Source organism: Helicobacter rappini, from assembly GCF_900198625.1.
GTDB lineage: Bacteria > Campylobacterota > Campylobacteria > Campylobacterales > Helicobacteraceae > Helicobacter_A > Helicobacter_A rappini.
In genome coordinates, this window is record NZ_FZPK01000046.1 from 1 (window position 1) to 21466 (window position 21466).

Annotated in this window: 16 protein-coding genes; 3 read left to right on the forward strand and 13 right to left on the reverse strand. The window is 34.6% G+C overall.

What is annotated here, in order from left to right:
* Window positions 1-189: 189 nt before the first annotated feature.
* Entirely contained in the window at window positions 190-822 is a 633-nt protein-coding gene (locus C6H17_RS12555) for a hypothetical protein (RefSeq protein ID WP_020996015.1), read from the forward strand.
* 2 nt (window positions 823-824) lie between these two features.
* Here the strand turns inward: C6H17_RS12555 and mnmE are convergent, their stop codons facing one another.
* From mnmE to C6H17_RS09075, 8 genes are all read right to left on the reverse strand, one after another.
* Complete coding sequence (gene mnmE, locus C6H17_RS09040) at window positions 825-2177, reverse strand: tRNA uridine-5-carboxymethylaminomethyl(34) synthesis GTPase MnmE (protein ID WP_005219569.1); 1353 nt, start codon at window positions 2175-2177, stop codon at window positions 825-827.
* Window positions 2177-3526 (reverse strand): Jag N-terminal domain-containing protein, encoded by a 1350-nt coding sequence (locus C6H17_RS09045; protein ID WP_020996014.1) that lies wholly within the window; start codon window positions 3524-3526, stop codon window positions 2177-2179. The genes mnmE and C6H17_RS09045 overlap by 1 nt, the downstream gene beginning before the upstream one ends.
* Before the next feature lie 48 nt (window positions 3527-3574).
* Window positions 3575-5308 carry a membrane protein insertase YidC gene (gene yidC / locus C6H17_RS09050; protein WP_005219573.1) on the reverse strand — a complete coding sequence of 578 codons (1734 nt, stop codon included), beginning with the start codon at window positions 5306-5308 and terminating at the stop codon, window positions 3575-3577.
* A gap of 17 nt (window positions 5309-5325) precedes the next feature.
* Window positions 5326-5835 carry a membrane protein insertion efficiency factor YidD gene (gene yidD / locus C6H17_RS09055; RefSeq protein WP_324737747.1) on the reverse strand — a complete coding sequence of 170 codons (510 nt, stop codon included), beginning with the start codon at window positions 5833-5835 and terminating at the stop codon, window positions 5326-5328.
* Entirely contained in the window at window positions 5720-6385 is a 666-nt protein-coding gene (locus tag C6H17_RS09060) for an amino acid ABC transporter permease (protein WP_005219576.1), read from the reverse strand. The genes yidD and C6H17_RS09060 overlap by 116 nt, the downstream gene beginning before the upstream one ends.
* A gap of 230 nt (window positions 6386-6615) precedes the next feature.
* Window positions 6616-7230, reverse strand: a complete 615-nt coding sequence (locus C6H17_RS09065) for a hypothetical protein (protein ID WP_020996012.1) — start codon at window positions 7228-7230, stop codon at window positions 6616-6618.
* A 439-nt stretch (window positions 7231-7669) separates the two neighbouring features.
* On the reverse strand, window positions 7670-7963 hold the full coding sequence (locus tag C6H17_RS09070) for a carbon storage regulator (RefSeq protein WP_005219578.1): 294 nt from the start codon (window positions 7961-7963) through the stop codon (window positions 7670-7672).
* Window positions 7957-9054, reverse strand: coding sequence for a hypothetical protein (locus tag C6H17_RS09075; RefSeq protein ID WP_020996011.1), 1098 nt, complete (start codon window positions 9052-9054; stop codon window positions 7957-7959). Before C6H17_RS09075 ends, C6H17_RS09070 begins: the two co-directional genes overlap by 7 nt.
* Window positions 9055-9139: 85 nt before the next feature.
* On the opposite strand from C6H17_RS09075, the gene C6H17_RS09080 reads away from it, so the two are divergent.
* Window positions 9140-9679 carry a PAS domain-containing protein gene (locus C6H17_RS09080; protein WP_005219580.1) on the forward strand — a complete coding sequence of 180 codons (540 nt, stop codon included), beginning with the start codon at window positions 9140-9142 and terminating at the stop codon, window positions 9677-9679.
* Between the two features lie 149 nt (window positions 9680-9828).
* Here C6H17_RS09080 and C6H17_RS09085 read toward each other — a convergent pair whose 3' ends face one another.
* The 3 genes from C6H17_RS09085 to C6H17_RS09095 all read right to left on the reverse strand — a co-directional run bounded on the left by C6H17_RS09085 (window position 9829) and on the right by C6H17_RS09095 (window position 14530).
* Complete coding sequence (locus C6H17_RS09085; protein ID WP_005219581.1) at window positions 9829-10692, reverse strand: hypothetical protein; 864 nt, start codon at window positions 10690-10692, stop codon at window positions 9829-9831.
* 124 nt (window positions 10693-10816) lie between these two features.
* Complete coding sequence (locus tag C6H17_RS09090; protein WP_005219582.1) at window positions 10817-12010, reverse strand: epoxyqueuosine reductase QueH; 1194 nt, start codon at window positions 12008-12010, stop codon at window positions 10817-10819.
* Window positions 12011-12394: 384 nt separating this feature from the next.
* Window positions 12395-14530 (reverse strand): TonB-dependent receptor domain-containing protein, encoded by a 2136-nt coding sequence (locus C6H17_RS09095; RefSeq protein WP_020996010.1) that lies wholly within the window; start codon window positions 14528-14530, stop codon window positions 12395-12397.
* A gap of 436 nt (window positions 14531-14966) precedes the next feature.
* Here C6H17_RS09095 and rimO point away from each other — a divergent pair, with 436 nt between their 5' ends.
* Entirely contained in the window at window positions 14967-16262 is a 1296-nt protein-coding gene (gene rimO / locus C6H17_RS09100) for a 30S ribosomal protein S12 methylthiotransferase RimO (protein WP_005219589.1), read from the forward strand.
* 155 nt (window positions 16263-16417) lie between these two features.
* On the opposite strand, the gene C6H17_RS09105 is transcribed toward rimO, so the two are convergent.
* Window positions 16418-19549 (reverse strand): efflux RND transporter permease subunit, encoded by a 3132-nt coding sequence (locus C6H17_RS09105; protein WP_020996009.1) that lies wholly within the window; start codon window positions 19547-19549, stop codon window positions 16418-16420.
* A 10-nt stretch (window positions 19550-19559) separates the two neighbouring features.
* Window positions 19560-20921, reverse strand: a complete 1362-nt coding sequence (locus C6H17_RS09110; protein WP_020996008.1) for an efflux RND transporter periplasmic adaptor subunit — start codon at window positions 20919-20921, stop codon at window positions 19560-19562.
* Window positions 20922-21466: the final 545 nt, after the last annotated feature.

The window sequence follows — 21466 nt, forward strand, 5'->3', positions numbered from 1 at the left end:
GACTCTGTTATAATAAAAGCAGGTGGCATAGAAGTAGTTATAGATTCTAATGGTTTAGTAGTGAAAGGTGGGGAGATTAAAACGGAATAGGGATAAATAAGAAAGATTGATTAAAAAATAAAAACTAAGAAAAAGTATAATACTACATAAGATAGAGTTGGAATAGAGCACAAAGGATATAAGTATAATATGTCAAGTTTTAACACAAAGCCTATACACATACAAGTAAGAGATGTCCATTGTAATCTTATAGAGAATGCTAAAATAAAAGTCATTGCACCTAATGGAGATATCCTTTTTAATGAAAAAAGTCAAAGCGGAAAGATAATCTTAGATGATATAGAAAAGCTTAAAAAGATTCATAGATTTAAAGTAGAAATAGAACACCCACATTATAAAAGCACTCCAAAAACCTTAGCTTCTTGTATTAGAGAATCTTGCAAAGATAGATTCCATACACTAGAATTCCCCTATCAAACTAAACTCTTAGTTAGCAATGTCTATGCAGAGCTAAGAGAAATAGGTTCTAAAGAAAGTAAAACACCACAACAAGAAAACTGCCCACATAACAACGCAAATACAATATGCCTACCAACACGCACATATAATTTTGATACAAATACAATAGCAGACCAAGAAGCCACAGAATCTTTAAAACATATACAAATCCATCTCAAAGCCTACTACAATCAAGATTCTATTCCAAATAAAGAAGAACAGAAACAATATTACCAAGAACAAAAGAAACAAACAAAATGGGGGTATATGCTCTTTGATAAAGAAATAAATATGGATTCTAGATTCCATATTAGGTGTGTATAATATCACTTCCCAACGCAAAATTGTGAAAACATAGAATCTAGCATATCTTCTACATCATAGGGCTTTGTCATAGAGCCTAGTGATTGCAAACTTTGGTGTAATTCAAAACTTGCAAGTTCTAGTGATCCATTCATAAGCAATTCCTTTGCAATGCTAAGATTTTTGCACGCAGATTCTAAAAGATTGCTTTGCGTGGCATTTGTCAGCACAAAGGTATTATTATCAATCTCCATAGTTAAAAAGTTGGCAATTTTCTCTTTTAATAGTCTTGCATTATTCTCATCTTTTGTATTTAGAGTGATTGTTTGAAAGGGTGTAAAATCATGGGTGTTTTGCCTAGCTAAATCATTTTTATTTAGCACGATTAAAACAGACTTATTACTGCATTCGCTTTTTAAAAAGTCTAGTATTTCGAAATCTTCCTTACTCATAGGTTTTGAAATATCAAACACACAAAGGATTATCTCACTCTCTCTTGCACTCTTCATGCTTTTTTCTATCCCCTGCATTTCAATAGAATCTGTGCTTGTGTGTATGCCGGCAGTATCTGTGAGTGAGACGAGATTCCCACAAATATCAAGCACAGCTGTAATGGTATCCCTTGTCGTCCCAGCTATATCGCTTACAATCGCCCTATCTTGCATTAATAAGAGATTAAGCAAAGAGCTTTTGCCAACATTTGGTTTCCCTATGATACAAAGCTTTATATCTTGCAACTTTTGATAATGCCTGCTTGAATCAAGTATAGCTTGGAATCTCGCTTGTATTGAAAGTAGGGTAGAAACACTTTTAGATAATATATCTTTGTCTAAATCCTCTTCACTATAATCGATATTCACTTCAATTTGTGCGATAATGTTTAATATCTCTTGCCGCACAGATTCTAACATTTCACTTAGTTTGCCATCTATATTTCGTGTTAAAAGCTTTGTTAGGTTTGTATTTGTGTTGTTTATTAGGGCAAGTGTTGCTTCCAACTCTACTAAATCAAGCTTATTATTACGCAATGCTCGCATACTAAATTCACCAGCTTTAGCCAAAGTCGCACCAAAGGCTAAACATGCTTTTAGAATCTCATTTGCTACTAAAATGCCGCCATGACTTTGAAACTCCACAATATCTTCACCTGTAAAACTTTTTGGGGATTTAAAATAAATCACAATGGCTTTATCTAACATTTCGCCTTTTTCATTATAGATTCTATGAAGTGTGGCTTTTCTGGGGATTAATAGACTTTCTAAAGCGTCTTTTTTAAGCAATTTTGAAGCAATATGCAAGGCTTCATCTCCGCTAAGGCGGATAATGCTAATAGCACTTTTTGCAAGCGCACTAGATATAGCTACAATTGTATTCATTAATATTTAGGAAGATTCCCAAAGCCATGTATATTGTTTCGCATATTATTGTTGCTTATAAATTCGCTAATGCTGATATATTTTTCCCCATCGGCATTTTCTCTAAAAACAATATATTTATTTGGCAGGGCATCGCGTAACATTTTTAATGCAATGTGTGTTAGGACACCATCTAGTGGCTTTGTCTGTGCTTTACCATTTACCTTTGCATTTTCAATGATAGGACCAAGATACGCCCTCATCATCTCTTCTTGATTCTTTAGAAATTGCGCTATCTCAAGTCGCACACCTAAACCATAACAAGTATGAATCCAGTTAAAAAGCAAATAGCTAAGAGACTTGTAACGATAACCTTTCTGCCCGATAAGTAAAGCCGCATCAAGCCCATCAATAAGAATGAAAAGCGTGTGATCATCATAGGGTTCTACATGGATTTTATTAAGCTTTAGTGGCAAGTAAGAAAGCAGTTCAGTAAGCTCATCTTGGACTTCTTTACAAATAGATTCTATATCCTTTTTTTGCTCTGCATTACTTTGTGTGCTATCCTGCCACGCTACATTAGAATCTTTATCATAAAATGTAGAATCAAAATCGCCTTGCACCCTCTCATCAATAGACTTTTTATGTGGTATGGAAGTATTTTGCTTTATTTCTTTTGTGTTTGCATGAGTTTGTGTGGGCTTAGAATCTGTTATGCTAGATTCTTTTGTTTTAATTTCTGTCGTTTTGGGTTTTATTATTTGAGATTCTAATATTTGGCTTTCTCTTGTTTTAAACTCTTGGGCTTTACTCTCTTGTGGTCCTTTATTTAGCGTGTCGGCTTTAGACTCATTTGCATAAGCTTTAGTGTTATTGTCTTTATTTGTTTGTAAATCTTTGGCTATGAAAGTGTGCTTCGTCGGTGTTTCATCACTTTCATCGCTATCTTTACTTTCTTTACTTGTGTATTCTTTGGCATTCAAGTCTGTTTGATTGTTGTTTTCTGTGTTTTCAATATGTTTATTATTTGATAAGCTATTGTCGCTAGTATTGATTTTAGAATCTTTAGAATCTATTGCAGAAATTGTTGTAGAAGATTCTTTGGTGTCTTGTGTTGTTTCGGTGTTGAATGAAGTTGTGCTATTCATACTATCTATATTTGTTTCAAGTGGCTGTGTAGATTCTGTATTTGCGGTATTGATATTATGTTTTTTTGTGGCAACGATAATTGCTTCTTTTTTCAAAAATCCTAGAAATCCACTACTTGGATTCTGGATAACTTCATATTCTATTTGTGTCAATGAGCAGTCAAAATGCTTTGTAGCTTCTATCAATGCAGCATCAAGCGTGTTTGCACTAAATCTTTTCATTTATAAATTCCTTAATATTTGTTATTTCATTTACCATATTGTAACATATTATTGCCTATTTTTTGTTTTATGTGTATGTTTTTTGTGAGTATGCTCTTCAATCTCTTTTTGCCTTTTAGATTCTAGCATTTTATTAATAGCAAGTTGCTGGATAATAGAAATAAGATTATTAATCGTCCAATAAAGTATAAGCCCTGCTGGAAAGGTGATTAAAAAGAATGTAAAAATAACAGGTAGCCATTTAAACACTTTTTCTTGCATAGGGTCTGTAAAGGTTGTGGGCGTAAGGGCTTGTTGTAAGTACATAGAAAATCCCATAAGCAAAGGCAATACAAAATAAGGATCCATAACACTTAAGTCGTGTATCCACCACATAAGCGGTGCGTTTTTAAGCTCAACTGCATTATACAAAACGCGATAAATAGCAAAAAACACAGGGATTTGTAATACAAGCGGCAAACAGCCACCAAGCGGATTTGCACCATGTTTTTTATAAAGCTCCATCATTGAAGCTTGCAATTTCTGCGGATCGCCTTTATATTTTGCTTGTAAATCTTTCATTTTTGGGGCTAATTCTTTTAGCTTTTGCATACCCACCATGCCCTTGAAACTCAATGGGAATAGGATAATGCGTATAATGATTGTCAAAACAATGATGGCAACACCCCAATTGCCAATATATTGATATAAGAAATCAAGCAATGCAAAAATATATTTTGCAAAGAAAGTGATTCTACCATATTCTACAACGCTTGTTAAATGCGGATTAATAGATTCTAAAACCCTATAATCTTTTGGTCCTATATAGCCATGCAATACTTCATTAGCACTGCTTACATTAATGAAAGGGGTAGGTAATCCCTTGCTAAAAGCACCAATGCTAAGTGAAAGCGGCTTATCAATATTAAATAAAAGGCTTGTATAATATCTATCTACACTTGCTACATAGAGTGCATCATCAAAGTTTTCTCCCTCATTTTTTGCGTCTCCATCTTCTATTTTTTCAATCGAGCCATTATTTTTTTGCAATACTACGCCGTGGAATACATAGCTTTCAGAATCTGCATTTGGACGCATACCATTGCTGATTAGATATTGTGTCTGTTTGCTTAACTCTATTTGAACTTTATAAGTCATATTTGGTTCAATAGTGATAATCTTCTTTACCACTAAATCACCTAAATCCTGCGTTAAAGTAAGCGTTTCTGCTTTATCTGTAAGCACGATATGCGATCTGTCTGTGCTATATTTTATCTGGCTTGATTTTTTTCTATAATTCTCATCAGTAAAAATCATTTGCAATGGATAAAGCGGCACATTATCGGCTAATAAAGGCAGTCTATCAAGCTTTTTATTCTCACCGCTCACCATGCCAAAAAGTCGCCCAATATGTGTAAAAATGCCCTCTTGATGTGGCTGGGTGTATTTATCCGCCTTGAGATACACCTGCGTAATTGCACCTGATACATCAATATCCATATCAAAATCTTGTGATTCTATACGCACGAGATTTTCTTTTATTTGTGGCACAGAAGTAGGAATGCCTTTCATAGTATTACTAGCGTTTGTTGATGAAGGCGGTGCAATTATATTTGCGTTTGTATTTATCGCACTTTGTGGGATCACCTCATTTTCACTTTTAACACTAGAATCTGTTACTTGATTTGCTGCTTGTGGCTCTTTTACCGGTGGCTCTGGTGCAAAAAACTTTGACCATATCACAATAACTGCAAATGAAATGGCAACCGCTAAAATCAGCCTTAAATTACTTTGTTTATCCACTAAAAACCCTTAATATTTTATAAATGAATCGAAATTATATAAAATTTTTTCAATTTAAGCAAACAAGAATGTGAATCTACAAAAAAATATGTCGTTTTTGGTATAGATTTGATATAAGGTTTTGCTAAACTAGTTTGATACAATTTTATATTTTCAAATGCCCTTTGACTTAAATATACGCTTGGAAAATCAAACCCACCATGAAAAAAAGGATTACAACGAAAAATTCTTATAAGAATTTTCATACATGCCATAAATACATTATCAAATCGCAAAAGTAATAAAGCATACGAAGAACACGATGGATAAAAACGACAATTAGCCCCAAGCAAAGGCGAAATAGCATATCGATAGAATCTTACTAAATACATGGCTATTGTATTTAGGCTTTTTTGTTTATTTAAGCAAGGATTATTGCGTGATAAATTTTTTCTCAAGATAGTTTCCAATATAAGAAAATGGGTAGCAAAGCATAAAGTAAATAAGCAGTATCGCACCATACACGATGAAATTAACACTTGCATCATGTCGCCCAACAACCTCAATCAACTGCTGCCCTACTTTTAAAAGCTCCACAACGCCAATAAGTGGTAAAAGCGAAGTGGTTTTAATGATTCTGCCAAAGAGATTTATACTTGAGGGCATAAGAGCTTTTAGGGCTTGAGGGATAATTATGTAATATTCAATCTGCCATGTGCTAAAACCTAAAGCAAGAGCAGATTCTCTTTGATGCTTTGGTATATTAAGAATACTCGCACGGACTAAATCACCCATCTCAGCAATCCCCCACATACTAAAAACAATAATCCCACAAGTAATCGCACTGATATGTAAGTCAAAGCTACTAGGTATGCCATAATAGATAATAAAAAGCCATGCAATAAGCGGCACAATCCGCACAGATTCTAAAAAGAATCTACAAATATACTGCATAATTTTACTTTTTACAATCATAAGCCGCCCCATAATAAGCCCACCAACAACTGAAAAAATAATGCTAATCAATGCTACAAATAGCAAAACACCAACGCCATCTAAAACCCGCCATAGTGTTGTTAGACTAAAGAGTTCTCCCACTTTATGCCTTTATATTTTTTAATTTAATATTAATTGAAACATGCAATTATAACAGATTTTATATCCCTTAATCCATAATAGTAAATATGAAGAAAAATGAAATACATGTTATATGTGAAAATATGAATCTATCAAGCAATTTAGTTTCTATAAACCTTTGCCTAAATAGCTAAAAAGCCTAGATTAAAAGTCTTTTGTGTGTTTTGATAGTAAAGATTCAATAAAAACTCTTATAACCTTTTAAAACATTTCACTACGAAAGGTAAGAAATTCAGCACCAATGCTATACCACCGATTATAAAAACTAAACAATAAAATTTTTCTTGTGTTCTCTTTTTTACTTTGCCTAAAAGATTCAATAACACATAAACATTTTTTGCAAAAAAATAAAGTAAAAATAACCCTAAAGCAAGAGATTCTACTATCAAAAAATACAAAAACGCCTTATATGAATTAAACAATAGAGATAATCCATACAACAATATAAGACTTACTGGCACACTAAGGATAAAAATAAAAAAGCCTAAGCCAAAACCAACAATAAGGTTCTGTCCGTCTAATGCCCTATATATTTTCAATCTCTCTGCACTTGCAAACACACATAAAACAAAGATTAAGCCCATGCCAAAGTCATATAATACGCTAAAAATTTTTACATAAGAGTGCATAGGGTGATTCAATAAAAATAGCACGATTATACTAACACAATATCCAAAGAATAAAGGAAGCCCTACTAAGAATGCACTTTTGCGATAAAACAACGCAGCAAAAAATAGAGCAAAAATATTGAGATGATAGACAAAATACATACCTATCGCTTCACTATTTGCATAAGAGCTAAACATAGATAATTCTACTCCTTTGAAATCTAGAAAAGTCAAGTCATGCAAGAGACTCGTAGTTTGGATTAAAGTAGGCTGTCATTTTACTAGCGAAGATTCCGCATTATGACTTATCCTACGCTTTTCTAAGCATCTTTGCCTTACATCATTGTTGGCTCTATATGGTATAGCGTTCGTGTAGTCTAGAATCAAGATAGTAGCTAGACTTAAAATAAGTGCCAAAAGAGAATTGTCTAGACAAACATAAATCTCTCTAAGTTTATACTTTTTGTCAAAATGGCCTCAACAGAAAATATAGACTCACTAAGTTTTCATATTTTATCACAAATATCATGAGCAAAATATTGCAAACAAACTAAAGCTATTGACACCAAGTGTAAAAACACTGACTCACACTTATATTACAATATCTAAAAGGCACCATAAATCTACTCTAGCGATCCTACCTCTTACCATTTTGCTCTTTTTTAAACTTATCTTTTGCATTCATCTCTTTTGATCTTTTGAGTTTCAATTGCATGCCAAGTGCATCTAGCATATCCATACTTACAGAGTCGCTTGTAGCTTTTGTGTTTTCGCTTTTGATGGCTTCAGTGAGTTCTGCACGCAAAATAAGTGTTTTTGGTGGTGCTTCAAACCCTAGCTTCACGCTACCTTTATCAATGCTTACCACCTTGAGAATAATATCATTTCCAATAACGACACTCTCTTCTTGTTTTCTGGACAAAATCAACATTTATCAATCCTATTTAAAATATATTTTACCTTGCCATCTTGAAATACTTCAATGATTCCAAAATGTGTGTCAAAATCTGCAAGCAATATCTTGCTTACAGAATCTTTACACATGGTATCTGGGCAAACTTCCTTGTTATGACACCCTGATTCTAAATGAGTTGCTTGTATATTTTGTGATTGCTGCGTGTATTGTTTAGAATCTTTCTTAGAATCTGTCACACGCACCATATCACTAAAAATCTTTGCACACAAAGAGGGATTAAGTATAAACTTTGCACCATTATATGCGATTTTTGCATATTCTGTAAGCTGAATTGTATCATATTTTAAGGCATTTTTTATATTTAAAATTATAACTTTTGCATTTTGGCGTATCCCTTGTATTTGCAATGGCACTTCTATGCACCCTAAAACATTATTTTGTTTATGTGTCATAGAATCTTTAAGCATATTTTTATAATTCCACTCTCCCTCTTGCACTCTCTCTAAGCTACATAAACTCCCGCATATCCCTAGATTCTTAGCAATAATCTCCCCTATACTGCGGATATATCCACCCTCACTCACACATACTTCAAAGCTTAAGAAAGGATGTGAATAGTTTAGAATCTTTATATACTTTATATCTGTTGTAATCGTATCTATATCAAAGTCTATGCCCTTTCTCATAAGCTCATAAGCACGCACACCATTAATATGCTTTGCACTAAATTTTGGTGGTTTATAGGATATATTGCCTTGTATGTTTTGTATTGCTTTTTCTATCTCTTCGTGGCTATATGGTTTTATTTGATGAAGGCATACGATATTTTCAATATCAAGGCTTTTACTCTCTAAACCTAAAAATAGCACGGCTTTATATGTCTTATAGTCTTTCCTAATGTGTGATAATAGCTTTGTGTAGTGATTTACACCAAGTATTAGCATACCATGTGCGAATGGGTCAAGTGTGCCAGAGAATCCTATCTTTTTAACAGGATAGCCTAGCTCTTTCAAACCTTTTTTAAGCATATTGGCAAAACTAAGACTTGAAATATTTGGTGGTTTAGAAGCGATTGCAAAAAAGTTTTGCGACATTGTATCTTGCAAAAATAGCCCTTATTAAATAGAGTCGTAAGGTATATTTTACTTCATATTCGTTATAATTATCTAAATAAAATAAAAAGGATAAGCTTTGGAAATAGAGAGAAATGGTAATGAGCTTATTTTGCATGAAAGCAGTCTTATCACTTCAAAAACGGATTTACGCGGTTATATCACCTATGCGAATTTTGATTTTATAGCATTTAGCGGTTATGATGAAGAAGAACTCATTGGGCATAATCATAATATTATACGACATCCGCTTATGCCACGCATTATTTTCAAAGTATTATGGGATACGATAAAAAGTGGCAAAGAGATTAATGCCTTTGTGCTTAATAGAAACAAAGAGGGCTTAGAGTATTGGGTTTATGCAAATGTAACACCCTCATTTAATGCAAATGGCGAAATTATTGGCTATTATTCCGTGCGTAGAAAGCCAAATCCACAAGCCCTACCGACTATACGCGAACTCTATACAAATCTCACTAACATTGAAAAGAATGCAAAAGAGAAAGGCAAAAATGACATGGATGCAAGTTATGCAGCATTGGTAGCAACGCTAGAACAGCTAAAGATGACGCACCAACTCTTTTTTATCACAATGCAGCATGATGGTGGCGTGGGGTAAAGTTAGCATTTTTCGTGATAGCTTATAATCCCTATTTTTCTATGCGTTTTTGTAGTCCTTGATTGCTTAGATTCTATTTACTTATCATCAAAGCATAAGTGAGTAAAATTATCTTTAGAATCTAGATATTCATTTATAGCGAAAGAAAATTACTCTGCCTTAGCATACGCACGGATATTTGTAATGCGGCTTATCTCTTCTTCACTTAGAAATATAATGAAAGCATAGCTATTTTCTTCTGCCTTCTCACGCACAAGGAAGAATGATCGCAAACGATATGATAAGGCCATCGGGCTTAGTGGCTCAACTTGATAGGTTGCAAAGGTTGTGCGTTTTGTATTTGCGAGTAAGCGGCTAATCTTTCTCTCCATTTTTGTATTATAACACTCAAGGCTATAATCCCTAAAATCTGAATACACGCCAACAATATGTTCTTGTGTAGAATCTGTGAAAGAAAAATACAAATAAGATGAAAGGCGATGCAATTTTTGTGCGAGTAAGCGGGAGTATTCAAGTGGTATGGCTTGAAAATTATCAAGGTAAAAATGTTTAATTCCATACCAGCCTTCGCGTTCTATATACTCTAAATCAAAATCGCCAAATGCCACGCACGACATATCGAAATGACGCAAATCCTTTAGATTCCGTATAGCCTCATTAGAACAATAAGTTTTATTTGAAAGCTGTGCAAAAAGTGTGCGAAGAGTATCCAAATATACATTATTGTAATGAAAATCAAAACTTACAACATAAGGATAAAATACAATATTGTATTCATTACGATAGCCTTTTTGAAGTTCTTGCGTCAATCCAAACTCACTATAACGCGTTAAAAGCGGGCTTTTTGCAAGTGGATTAAACTCTTTTATAGCGACATGATATGCACTCCCAGAGAGTAATGGGGCGATAAATTTTTCATCAATCTCAGCATAAAAGTCAGTATCCTGCGGGACTGCTTGAAAATCATGTGTGATATCTTGTGGATTGAGATTATACATATCCGCGCTTGCCATATTATTCCTCATTCAATATTTTTTATGTAAAAGTGTAAAATCGGATTATAACACGAAAGCAATAACGCAAAATTAAGTTTATACACATAAAATCTTATATATGTAGCATTTTGATACAAAAATATCACATTTCTTCAAATACTACAAAATTACGCTCATTTTGAAATACGCTTTGTATCTCTAAAGTAATATCGTGTGGAATCTGCGTGTCAAGGATAACAATAGGATTCATACTCTCCATACCACACAAACCATATCTTAAGTGCATTTCCTGTGTGTATTTTGGGGGATTTTTTATCATATCGGCTACATCTTTATATTCTGTGTTAAAGAAAAAATTCAAAGTATTTATATCTATAAACATGCTATCATCTTTTTGTGAAAAGCCAATGAGTAGCTTAGAATCTAGCTTATATCGCTCTTCTTTTTGGGTTAAAAAGCTAACTTTTTCTTTGTTTGAAAGGTCTTTTAATTGTGTTTGAAAGATTTGATAAAAAGATTCAATCTTTGGTTTTGCCCATGTTATTTTACTGCTTTTTGCTTTCTTTTTTGAGTTAGATCTTGCAATAATGTATGATGGGATAACTTCTTTTTTATGCCAAACTCTGCCGAGTAAAAGTCGCCATACAAGATTTTCTTGCTGTGTTAAAACATAGCCTTTTCCCTCTTTTTCTAGTATATCCCTTTGATTAAATGTTAGCTTTCTGTATTCATTGCTTGCTGGCATAATCTGCCCACTCACATTACTTATCATCTCAAATACAACTTTATCCTGTTTGCTTCTTTGCTGTTTTAGGGCAAACTGACAACCACAATAATTCTGTCTATACAGCCTATCTTCTTTTGCAAGCTCGTTTTGCTTATTTACCCCGCCATTTGCTCTAACATTTATCTTAATAAACTCTAAATCATTTTTTGCCGCAATTATATCGCCCTGCTTATAAAGGACTTGCTGTTCTTTCATAGGGCTGCTTAAAAGCGTTGTAGTAAATTTTTGAATCTGCATTTCTTTTGCAAGTTGTGCTGTCTTTACAAGCCTTGTATCAAAGCATACATTACACCTATCACCCTTTTCTGGTTCATCTTCTAAACCCCTTACATTTTCAAACCAAACCTGTGTATCATACTCACCCTCTATAAGTTTGATATTAAGCATATTGCAACTTCGCCTTACATCTTGCAATCGCAAATCATGCTCTTCTTTTGGGTGAATATTGGGATTATAGAAAAAGCCTACTAGATTCTCATCTGGATATGCTTTGTGAAGCTCACTTAGAAAATAATGACTATCAACACTGCAACATATATGCACTAACATTATTACTCCTTATTTATTCTTATACGCAAAGAAAATATAACCACCCAAACCGACAATAACAACCAGCAATAAAAATATCACTAACACAATATCTAAAGTTTCCATATTACCTTCTTTATTATGATTAAAATATGTAGGGGATTAAGTCTATGAAAATAAAAACACGAATTATAGAATCTAAAAGCTTAAAAAGTTATATAAAGATTCTAAAATTTAGTTTAAAGCAATCTGTGTATGCAAACCAAATGCACATTGAAACGACTTTTTTGTTTTATTTAAGATTCTGTAATACTATCTGCAATCATCTTTCACATATCTGCATGTTATCCCTTATTTTATTTTCTAGTATGTGATAGTGATATTGCAAAATAAAATCATACTCAGTTAAAAATCCATACTTACAGAAATATAATATCTTCTACCTTCATAAATTGTTGCATAGTTATTATAAGCAGTAGTTGCACTTCCATTAGAGCTACTTTTAGCAAGATAATAATCAATAAAATTATGATCCAAAAGATTATAGATTCCAAAATTAAGCCTTAGATTATTAGTGATATTATAATTGCCACCTAGATGCAAAAGAAAATATGGTTTATAATATATGCTTAAGCCCGGATTATTATTATAGAAAGTTTCTAGTGCATCTTTAGAACTCGTTCTGCCTAATACATTCATACGAAGTTGGTTTGCACGAAATTCACCGCGTAAAAATGCACCAAATATATCATTGTAGCTATAATTTATCGCCATATTTAGTGTGTGCTCTGGTATCCCTGTAAGTGGTAAGCCTTTGCTATTTCCAGAAGTAGCTTCATTTTTATTCCAAGTGCATGACAATGTAGCACCAATATCACCATACACTATATCAATCGGTTTTAATTGCAAGGCAAGCTCTATTCCATAGCTTATTGCACTATCAACATTATAATAGCTTTGACATGATGGAGTGGCAACAGTGCCGTTACCACCCCAGTCAGCCCTACATGTGAATCCTGCAGGCAAACTCCCATCTTTTGCAACCGCATAACTTGCAATTTTGTCATAAAACTGAGTAAAAAAAGCGGTAGCAGATATATCGCTATAATCTGTGTCATGCATAATCGCAAGTTCATAGTTAATAGAAGATTCTGGCTTTAAATCTGGATTTCCATATACCCTAATAGCACCTTTTCCTGTGCTAGAGCTCCACCCGGGTGTTACATTTGTAATAGTTGGCATTTTGTAACCTGTAGATACGCCACCCTTAATAGTGAGATCACCAAATGTTTCATTTTCTATCGCATGGTAAATGAGATATGCTCTTGGAGAGAAGTTAAACCCGAATGCAGAATTGACATTCATTCGTCCGCCAAATGTCAATATTAAATCATCAAGTATCATATATTCATCTTCAGCATAAATACTTAGTGTATGTCTATCTATAAGCGATGGTGTATCCCCGCCAAATGCAGTGCCATTGAGTGCTGCAACACTATTATACACATATTGAGCTCCTGCTATAATCTTCATACGCCAAAATGGAAAAATTGTCCTATGTTCTAGTATGACATCTTGTGCTAGACGATTTCTAGTTTGATTATACATGGAGTTATATTGCATACTAGAATCTGTGCGTATAAGCCCCTTTTCCCCATAACTGCCTTGGTGTCGCGCAATCAAATTATTGCGTGTAAAAAATGAATTTTCAAATACATTTGGATCATACCATTGATTAAAATGTGCTGCATCAACATAAAAGTAATTATTTTCATTCATAGTGTAGCCAAGCCTTGTGCCAACTTGTGCTTGATTATTCTCACCTGCACCAATGATTGAGCTATTGCCTGTGAGTGTTGTTTGACTATTTGGTATAGGCACAACAAAAGTTTTTGGTGCAAATTGATAGGATTCTTTTGCCCTAATTTGCAAAGACCACTTCTTTGCAGAATCAAGCGGACCCGCACTAAATAACATAACGCCTGCAACATGCCCAAAATTATTTTTCTCTTGGAGTGTCGTTTCTATGGTTGCATTACCCACCCATTTTTCAAAGTGTCTTTTCAAGATAACATTAACAACGCCGCCAATAGCATCACTGCCATAAATTACTGATGCAGGACCTCTTATCACTTCAATTTTATCAATTGCACTAATAGGCGGCATAAATGAGCCTTGAGAAAAGCTAAAGTTTGGAAATGCTTCACTGCTTACATCTTGCCTTGTGCCATCAACAAGGAATAATGTATAGCTACTTGGCATACCGCGTATAGACACAGAGTATCCGCCAGTATTTGTTGCCCCTGCATCAATGCTAACTCCGGGTATTTGTGAGATTGCATCGCCTAAATCACGAATGGGACGACCTTGCAAGTCTTTATTAGTTATAATAGACATGGACGCTGGAGCATTCTTTAGTTCCTGTTCAAAACCGGTGGCTGTGCTAACAGTGGCAACCACTTTGTTTAATTTATAGCTTTTTGCAGATGATTTCTCTTTATCAAGAGTGTTGTTATCCTCTGTGTTTTTATGTTTCATCATTAAATTATCCTTTCAAGTTTTATGACATTTGCACAAAAATACAGCTTTATACGCCAAGCAATGTTTAGGTATTTACACCAAAATGTAATTATAATAATAACATAAAATTTTATTATTATATAAAATATAATATCCATTACTATTATTATATATATTTTAGTTGAATGTAAGTGATACATGATTTTGAATCCAAATTTTAGGATCATGTTATTTGCATTGTGTGGAATCTAAAAATTTAAAAGGCTATATAAAGACCTGAAATTGAGTTTAATTTTTTAGCTATTGATTATATGGCAAAATAGATTCTATAAACGAAGCATAGAGTCGCTACATAAGCCATTCATATTTGCCATATCTCATAAAGTTTTGCTATAAACTCTTCTTTACTTTATACGATAAATAGACAAAACAAGCTGATATAAAAGGAATAGAAATTATGAAAAAACTCCATGTAGTCTCACTTGGGTGTTCTAAGAATCTTGTAGATTCTGAAATTATGTTAGGTAAATTGCAAGATTATGAGATCACGCAAGATTTAGGCAGTGCCGATGTGATTATAATCAATACTTGCGGATTTATAGAAGCGGCAAAAAAAGAGAGTTTAGGGCATATATTTGAAGCATTAGAGGGGCGTAAAAAGGGGGCATTGCTAGTGGCTAGTGGCTGTCTTGTAGCACGCTATGCAAAAGAGATTAAAGAGATGATTCCAGAGATTGACATTCTCACAGGTGTGAGTGATTATGACAAAATAGATACAATGATTAAAGACAAAAAAGGCGTAATGAATGATAGCGTATATTTGCAAAAAGATGAAAAGCGAGTGGTTACAGGCTCACAAATCCATGCTTATGTGAAAATTAGCGAAGGTTGCAATCAGCAATGCTCGTTTTGTGCTATCCCTAACTTTAAGGGTAAGCTACAAAGCAGAAGCATAGATTCCATACTGAATGAAGTGGAATCTCTAGCAAAACAAGGCTATAAAGATATAAGCTTTATCGCACAAGATACAAGCTCATTTTTGCGTGATAAAGGCGTGAATGATGGACTTTTAAAACTCATTAATGCTATAGACGCACAAGGGGCGATTAAGAGTGCCAGAATCCTTTATCTATACCCAAGCTCCACAGATATAGAGTTGTTAGATGGTATCGCAAACTCACAAATTTTTCAAAACTACTATGACATGCCAATACAGCATAGTGCAAAATCCGTGCTTTCACACATGCAAAGAAGCCATAAAGACATGATAAAACTACTTGAATATATGAAAAAAATCCCAAATAGTTTTGTGCGTAGCAGTGTGATTGTAGGCTATCCAACAGAAACTGAAGATGATTTTAACGCTCTTTGTGAGTTTTTAGAATCTTTTCGCTTTGATAGATTAAATGTGTTTGAATACTCAAAAGAAGAGGACACAAAAGCTGGAAAGCTAGAAGAAATCCCGCGAAAGATACGCACACAACGCATTAATAAAGTGAAAAAGATTCTAGCAAAAATTGATAAGCAACATTTTTCTGCCATGCTAGATACACATATCCCCTGCATTATCGAGGGTAAAAGCATGTTGAGCCCACATTTTTATAGTGCAAGAGATATGAGATGGGCAAAGGATATTGATGGTGAGATTCTCATAAATGATGGTGAATATAGCGGACCGGGCTACTATAATGTGCATATCACACAAACAAAGGATAATATCCTAATTGGTAGTATAAAAAATCGCTTTGAGTGATACGAGAACCATCATAAAATGTTTATTCCTGCATTTAGGTGGTAAGTTCTATCATGCAATGCTAGATTCTAAAAATACATGCGGAAAGTTGCATTAGCATAAGTATAGAACAAATGGAATCTAATTAAGCCACATAGAATATGGCGGAATCTTATTTAACTCTCTTGCTCTTTTCTCTTATTAAGCCATTCATTTAGTCTTGCTACATAACTCCAAAAAAGTGGAATGAAAAATATGGCGATAAAAGTTGCCGCCATCATACCACCAATAACCCCCGTGCCGATAGCATGTCTGCTTGCACTTCCAGCCCCGCTACTTAAAGCTAGAGGCAATACGCCAATACTAAATGCTAAAGAGGTCATAATGATAGGGCGAAATCTAAGCTTTGCCGCACCTATGGCAGATTCTATAATGCCCTTTCCTTCTCTTTCATGTAAATGCTGTGCGAACTCCACAATTAAGATTGCATTTTTAGCCGATAAAGCGATAAGCATAACAAGCCCAATTTGAAAATATATATCATTGTCAAGCCCACGCAAAGTGGTCGCAAGGACTGCACCAAAAACTGCAAAAGGCACTGCGGTAAGCACCGATAAAGGCATAAGCCACCGCTCATATTGCGCACATAGAATGAGAAACACAAAAATAAGCCCAAACACAAAGGCAATAGCCCCTGTGCCACTTGCATTTTTTTCTTGATAGCTTGAGCCTGAATAGGCTATTGTATAGCCCTGCGGTAATACTTCTTTTGCTACTTCTTCAATAGCCCTTAAAGCATCGCCACTTGAGTAGTCTCCCTTTGCTTGTCCGGTGATTTTCGCACTCATAAAGAGATTGAATCTATCTACAATGTCTGCTCCTGTAACGCGTTCAAATTCCACTAAAGAACTCACTGGGACTAGATCGCCTTTATTTGATTTTACAAATACGCGACTTAAATCTTCTGGTGATTTTCTAAATTCGCTTTCAGCTTGGATATTCACCTGATATGTTTTCCCATAAAGGTTAAAGTCATTGACATAATATTGCCCAAAAACGCTTTGCATAGTTGTGAAAACATCGCTTACATTCACACCCATAGACTTTGCCTTTTCTCTATCAAGGGTGATGAAGTATTGCGGAATATTTGGATTAAACATGCTATTTACGCGTGTAAGCTCTGGTCTTTGATTTGCCTTTGCAACAATGAGATTTGTGTATTTCTCAAGGTCTTGTATTGTGCCATTATTTCTATCTTGCACATAGATTTCAAACCCACCTGCAAGGGATAAACCACTGATTGCAGGTGCGCCAAATACAATAGCATTTGCTTCAAGTTGTTTATTTAATAAAACATAGAATTTACCTACAATACTCGCTGCACTCTGGTCTCTCTTGCTCCAGTCTTTCAGTGTTGTAAAGATGATAGCCCCACTTGTCCTTGCTGCACCAGCAAGCATATCATAACCTGCAATTAAAAAGCTATAATCAATATTTGGATCTTGCTCTAAGAAAGATAGGGCTTTTTTACCCTCTACAATTGTGCGTGAGAGTGAAGCAGCAGGTGGTAGCTGCAATGAAGATATTACAATGCCTTTATCTTCGCTTGGCACAAGACTTGTTGGCAGTCTCTTAAATAATCCCCAAGTAACGCCAATGATTGCAATAAAACAAAGAGATAAAAGCCCCCCTCTTCTTAAAGCCCTTGCGATTTGTTTTCCAAACTTAAAGGTAAGCCAATCAAATACATCATTAAATCTTTTTACAAGATAAAAGGGCTTAGGCTCTTTTGCTTTTAAAATAGACACACATAAAGCAGGGGTTAGTGTCAATGCAACAAAGCCAGAAATAACCACAGAAATAACAATAGTAATTGCAAACTGCTTATAAATTGCTCCCGTAAATCCACCGATAAATGCTACTGGGATAAATACAGAACAAAGCACTAATACAATGGCCACAACAGGTCCTTGAATCTCACTCATAGCCTTTAGTGTCGCCTCTTTTACTGAATATTTTTCTCCATTTTCATTTGTCTCTGTATGCAGGATTCTCTCTACATTTTCAATCACAATAATGGCATCATCAACAACGATACCAATGGCTAGTATTAGCCCAAAAAGTGTTAAAAGATTGATTGAGAATCCAAGTGCATACATACCTGCAAATGCCCCTACAATAGACACAGGGATAGCAATAACTGGGATAATGGTTGCACGGAAATTTTGTAAAAAGAAATACATGATAATAATAACAAGCACAATGGCTTCTGCGAATGTTTTAATCACTTCTTTGATTGAGATTTTAACAAATGTAGTCGTATCATACACATTGTTATATTGTATCCCATTTGGGAAGTTTTCTGCTAACTCTTCTAGCCTTTTTGCAACACCATTTGCCACATCAAGGGCATTTGCACCCGGCTGGGCTGATATACCAAAGCCAACGGATTCTTTACCTTTAAATAGCGGGCTAACGCTATAATCTTTTGCTCCAAGCTCGATTTTTGCTACATCTTTTAGACGCAAAGCGCTACCATCGGCATTTGATCGAATAATAATATTGCCAAATTCATTCGCACTAATAAATCTTCCATGTGTGCTTACAGAATAGGTAAAAGCTACTTTATCGTTTAGAGGTTCTGCACCAAATGAACCCACTGCAAATTGTGAGTTTTGCTCAGAGATTACTTGTGCTACTTCGCTTGGTGAGAGATTATTTTGTGAAAGTTTATCAATGTCAAGCCAGATTCTCATAGAATAATCGCGATTGCTAAAAACGATGACATCACCCACGCCCGGCACTCTTTTTAGCTCATTTACAACATTGAGTAAGGCGTAGTTTGCCACATAGGTAGAATCATGGATTGCATTATCAGAATACATAGCATAGATAGCAAGTAGTGTTGAAGATTTTTTATAGACATTTACACCTACTCTTTGCACCTCTGCAGGAAGCCTTGAGAGTGAAGATTGCACGCGGTTATTGACATTTACCATTGCCATATCTGCATTTGTGTCATTGCTAAAATATACACTTATGCTTACAACCCCACTTGATGATGACGATGACTTCATATACAGCATGCCCTCAACACCATTAATGCTATCTTCTAGCACACTTGCCACAGTGTTTGCAACAACCTCAGCACTAGCACCTGTATATGTTGCCTGCACGACAATTTCATTTGGCACAACTTGGGGATATTCCTCCACCGGTAAAATATAGATAGAGATCGCACCAACAAGCGTCAGCACTATGGATAAAACCATAGCAAAAATAGGGCGATTGATACAAAACTTTGACATCAAATCCCCTTTATCCGTATATAGAATCTGCTTTACTAGATTCTATATACTTGTCATATTGAGCCTTTGAAAAAGGCGAAATATCTTGTTGAGATTCTATCTTGGATATTCTGCTATGTTTAACATGATAAATGGAAGTAGATTCTATATTATGCTGCATAAAACTCATGCTTTTTGTATCTTTAGAATCTTGTGAGGTTGCATTAACAGGCATGGTTGGGTGGATTTTTGATAGTTGATTGATGATAAGTAAGTCGCCATTTTTAAGCCCATCAAGGATTAAGACTTCATTATTTGGCAGATTCTGTCCTAGCGTTACTCTTGCTATCTCTGCTTTATTGTCCTTTGCGATAAATACATAGCTTCCATCTTTATCTTGCAAAAGGGCGCTTTGTGGTATTGTGATGGCATTTTGTGCTTCAAAGCCTTTTAATCTTACACGCATAAATTCATTTGGTATAAGTTTGTGTTCATCATTATCCACAATCGCCCTTGCCTTGATTGTAGCTGTTTGTGAATCTAGCACACTATCGATAAAATCTAGTTTGCCCATTTTGCTATACGCTTTGCCGTTGCCTAACACAAACTCAACTTGTATGCTACTATCCTCCAACCCTCTCATAAAGTAATAATCTCTGCTAGGGATAGAAAACTCCGCATAAATCGGGCTTAACTGCGTAATAGTCGTCAATACATCTTGACCGCTTGTGCCGACAAGATTCCCAACATCATATTTTCGCATACCAGCTCTACCGCTAATACTTGCTACCACATCAGTATAACCTAAATCAATCTTAGCATCTTCTAGGGCTGCTTTTGTATTTGCTAGATTCGCTTGTGCTTGTAAGTAATTTGCCCTTGAAGTGTCGTATTGATCTATTGTATATACGCCTTGCTTATACAAGCTTTCCACTCTTTTCCAGTCGCGATTTGCTTTTACAAAGCTTGCCTCTGCGGAATGATATTGTGCTTTTGCTTGATTCACCTTTGCTTGATAACGCGCTGAGTCAATCTTAAAGAGTAACTGCCCCTCTTCTACAATATCACCCTCTGTGAAATTTTTTGTTAAAAGTGTGCCTTGCACCCTTGCATATACATTTACACTTTGGATACTTTTTAGTCGTGCTGGATACTCAAAGTTTAAGGCTACATTTTTTGATTCTATATTTTTTGTTTGGACTTGTAGGGCTTGGACTTCTTGTGCTTGTTGTGTAGAATCTTTACAGCCTATAAAGGCTACAAGCATAATCACACAGAAAATCATAAATGAGAATTGAGAATCTTTCATTGGGTTAGCTTTTATGTTTCTATGTCTTGCTTGTGTGTAAAAAACATAGCATAGCTGCATGTATGATTGTATGCTTTTTTGCATAATCGTTCTCCTTGTTTATAAATGCCTTAACTATCATTTCAATAAAAAACTTTATATTCTAGCTTGATTTTGTAAATATTTGCGTATGCAACTAATTCTTTTTTGCATACTTTTTAATTTTTTATTTAGAATCTAGCAAGGCATTTTTATACAAGTATTTCAAAATATGGAACTTTTGCTTGAATAAACACATATCAAAATACACTCTTAGTTTTTAGAATAATAAAAATATCAGTAAATATGTAGTCATTTATGGAATCTGAATCTTATATTAATAGCTAGATTCTCTTCTTAATATGCAGGTATGCCAATAAAATACCAACCATTCTTAGATATACCAAAAATCTTATTTATTGTCGTCATTTTATCGTGCAATAATGCAAACAAAGATAGTTAATTTATGCTATAATACCCCACACTTCACAAAAAACCACAAATTAACACAAAAGGATACACATGGGATTACGAAAACTTATTAGAAAAACTTCTTGGTATAAAAACTATCAAGCAAAGAAAGAATCAAAGATGAGTGATGAAGAATACTT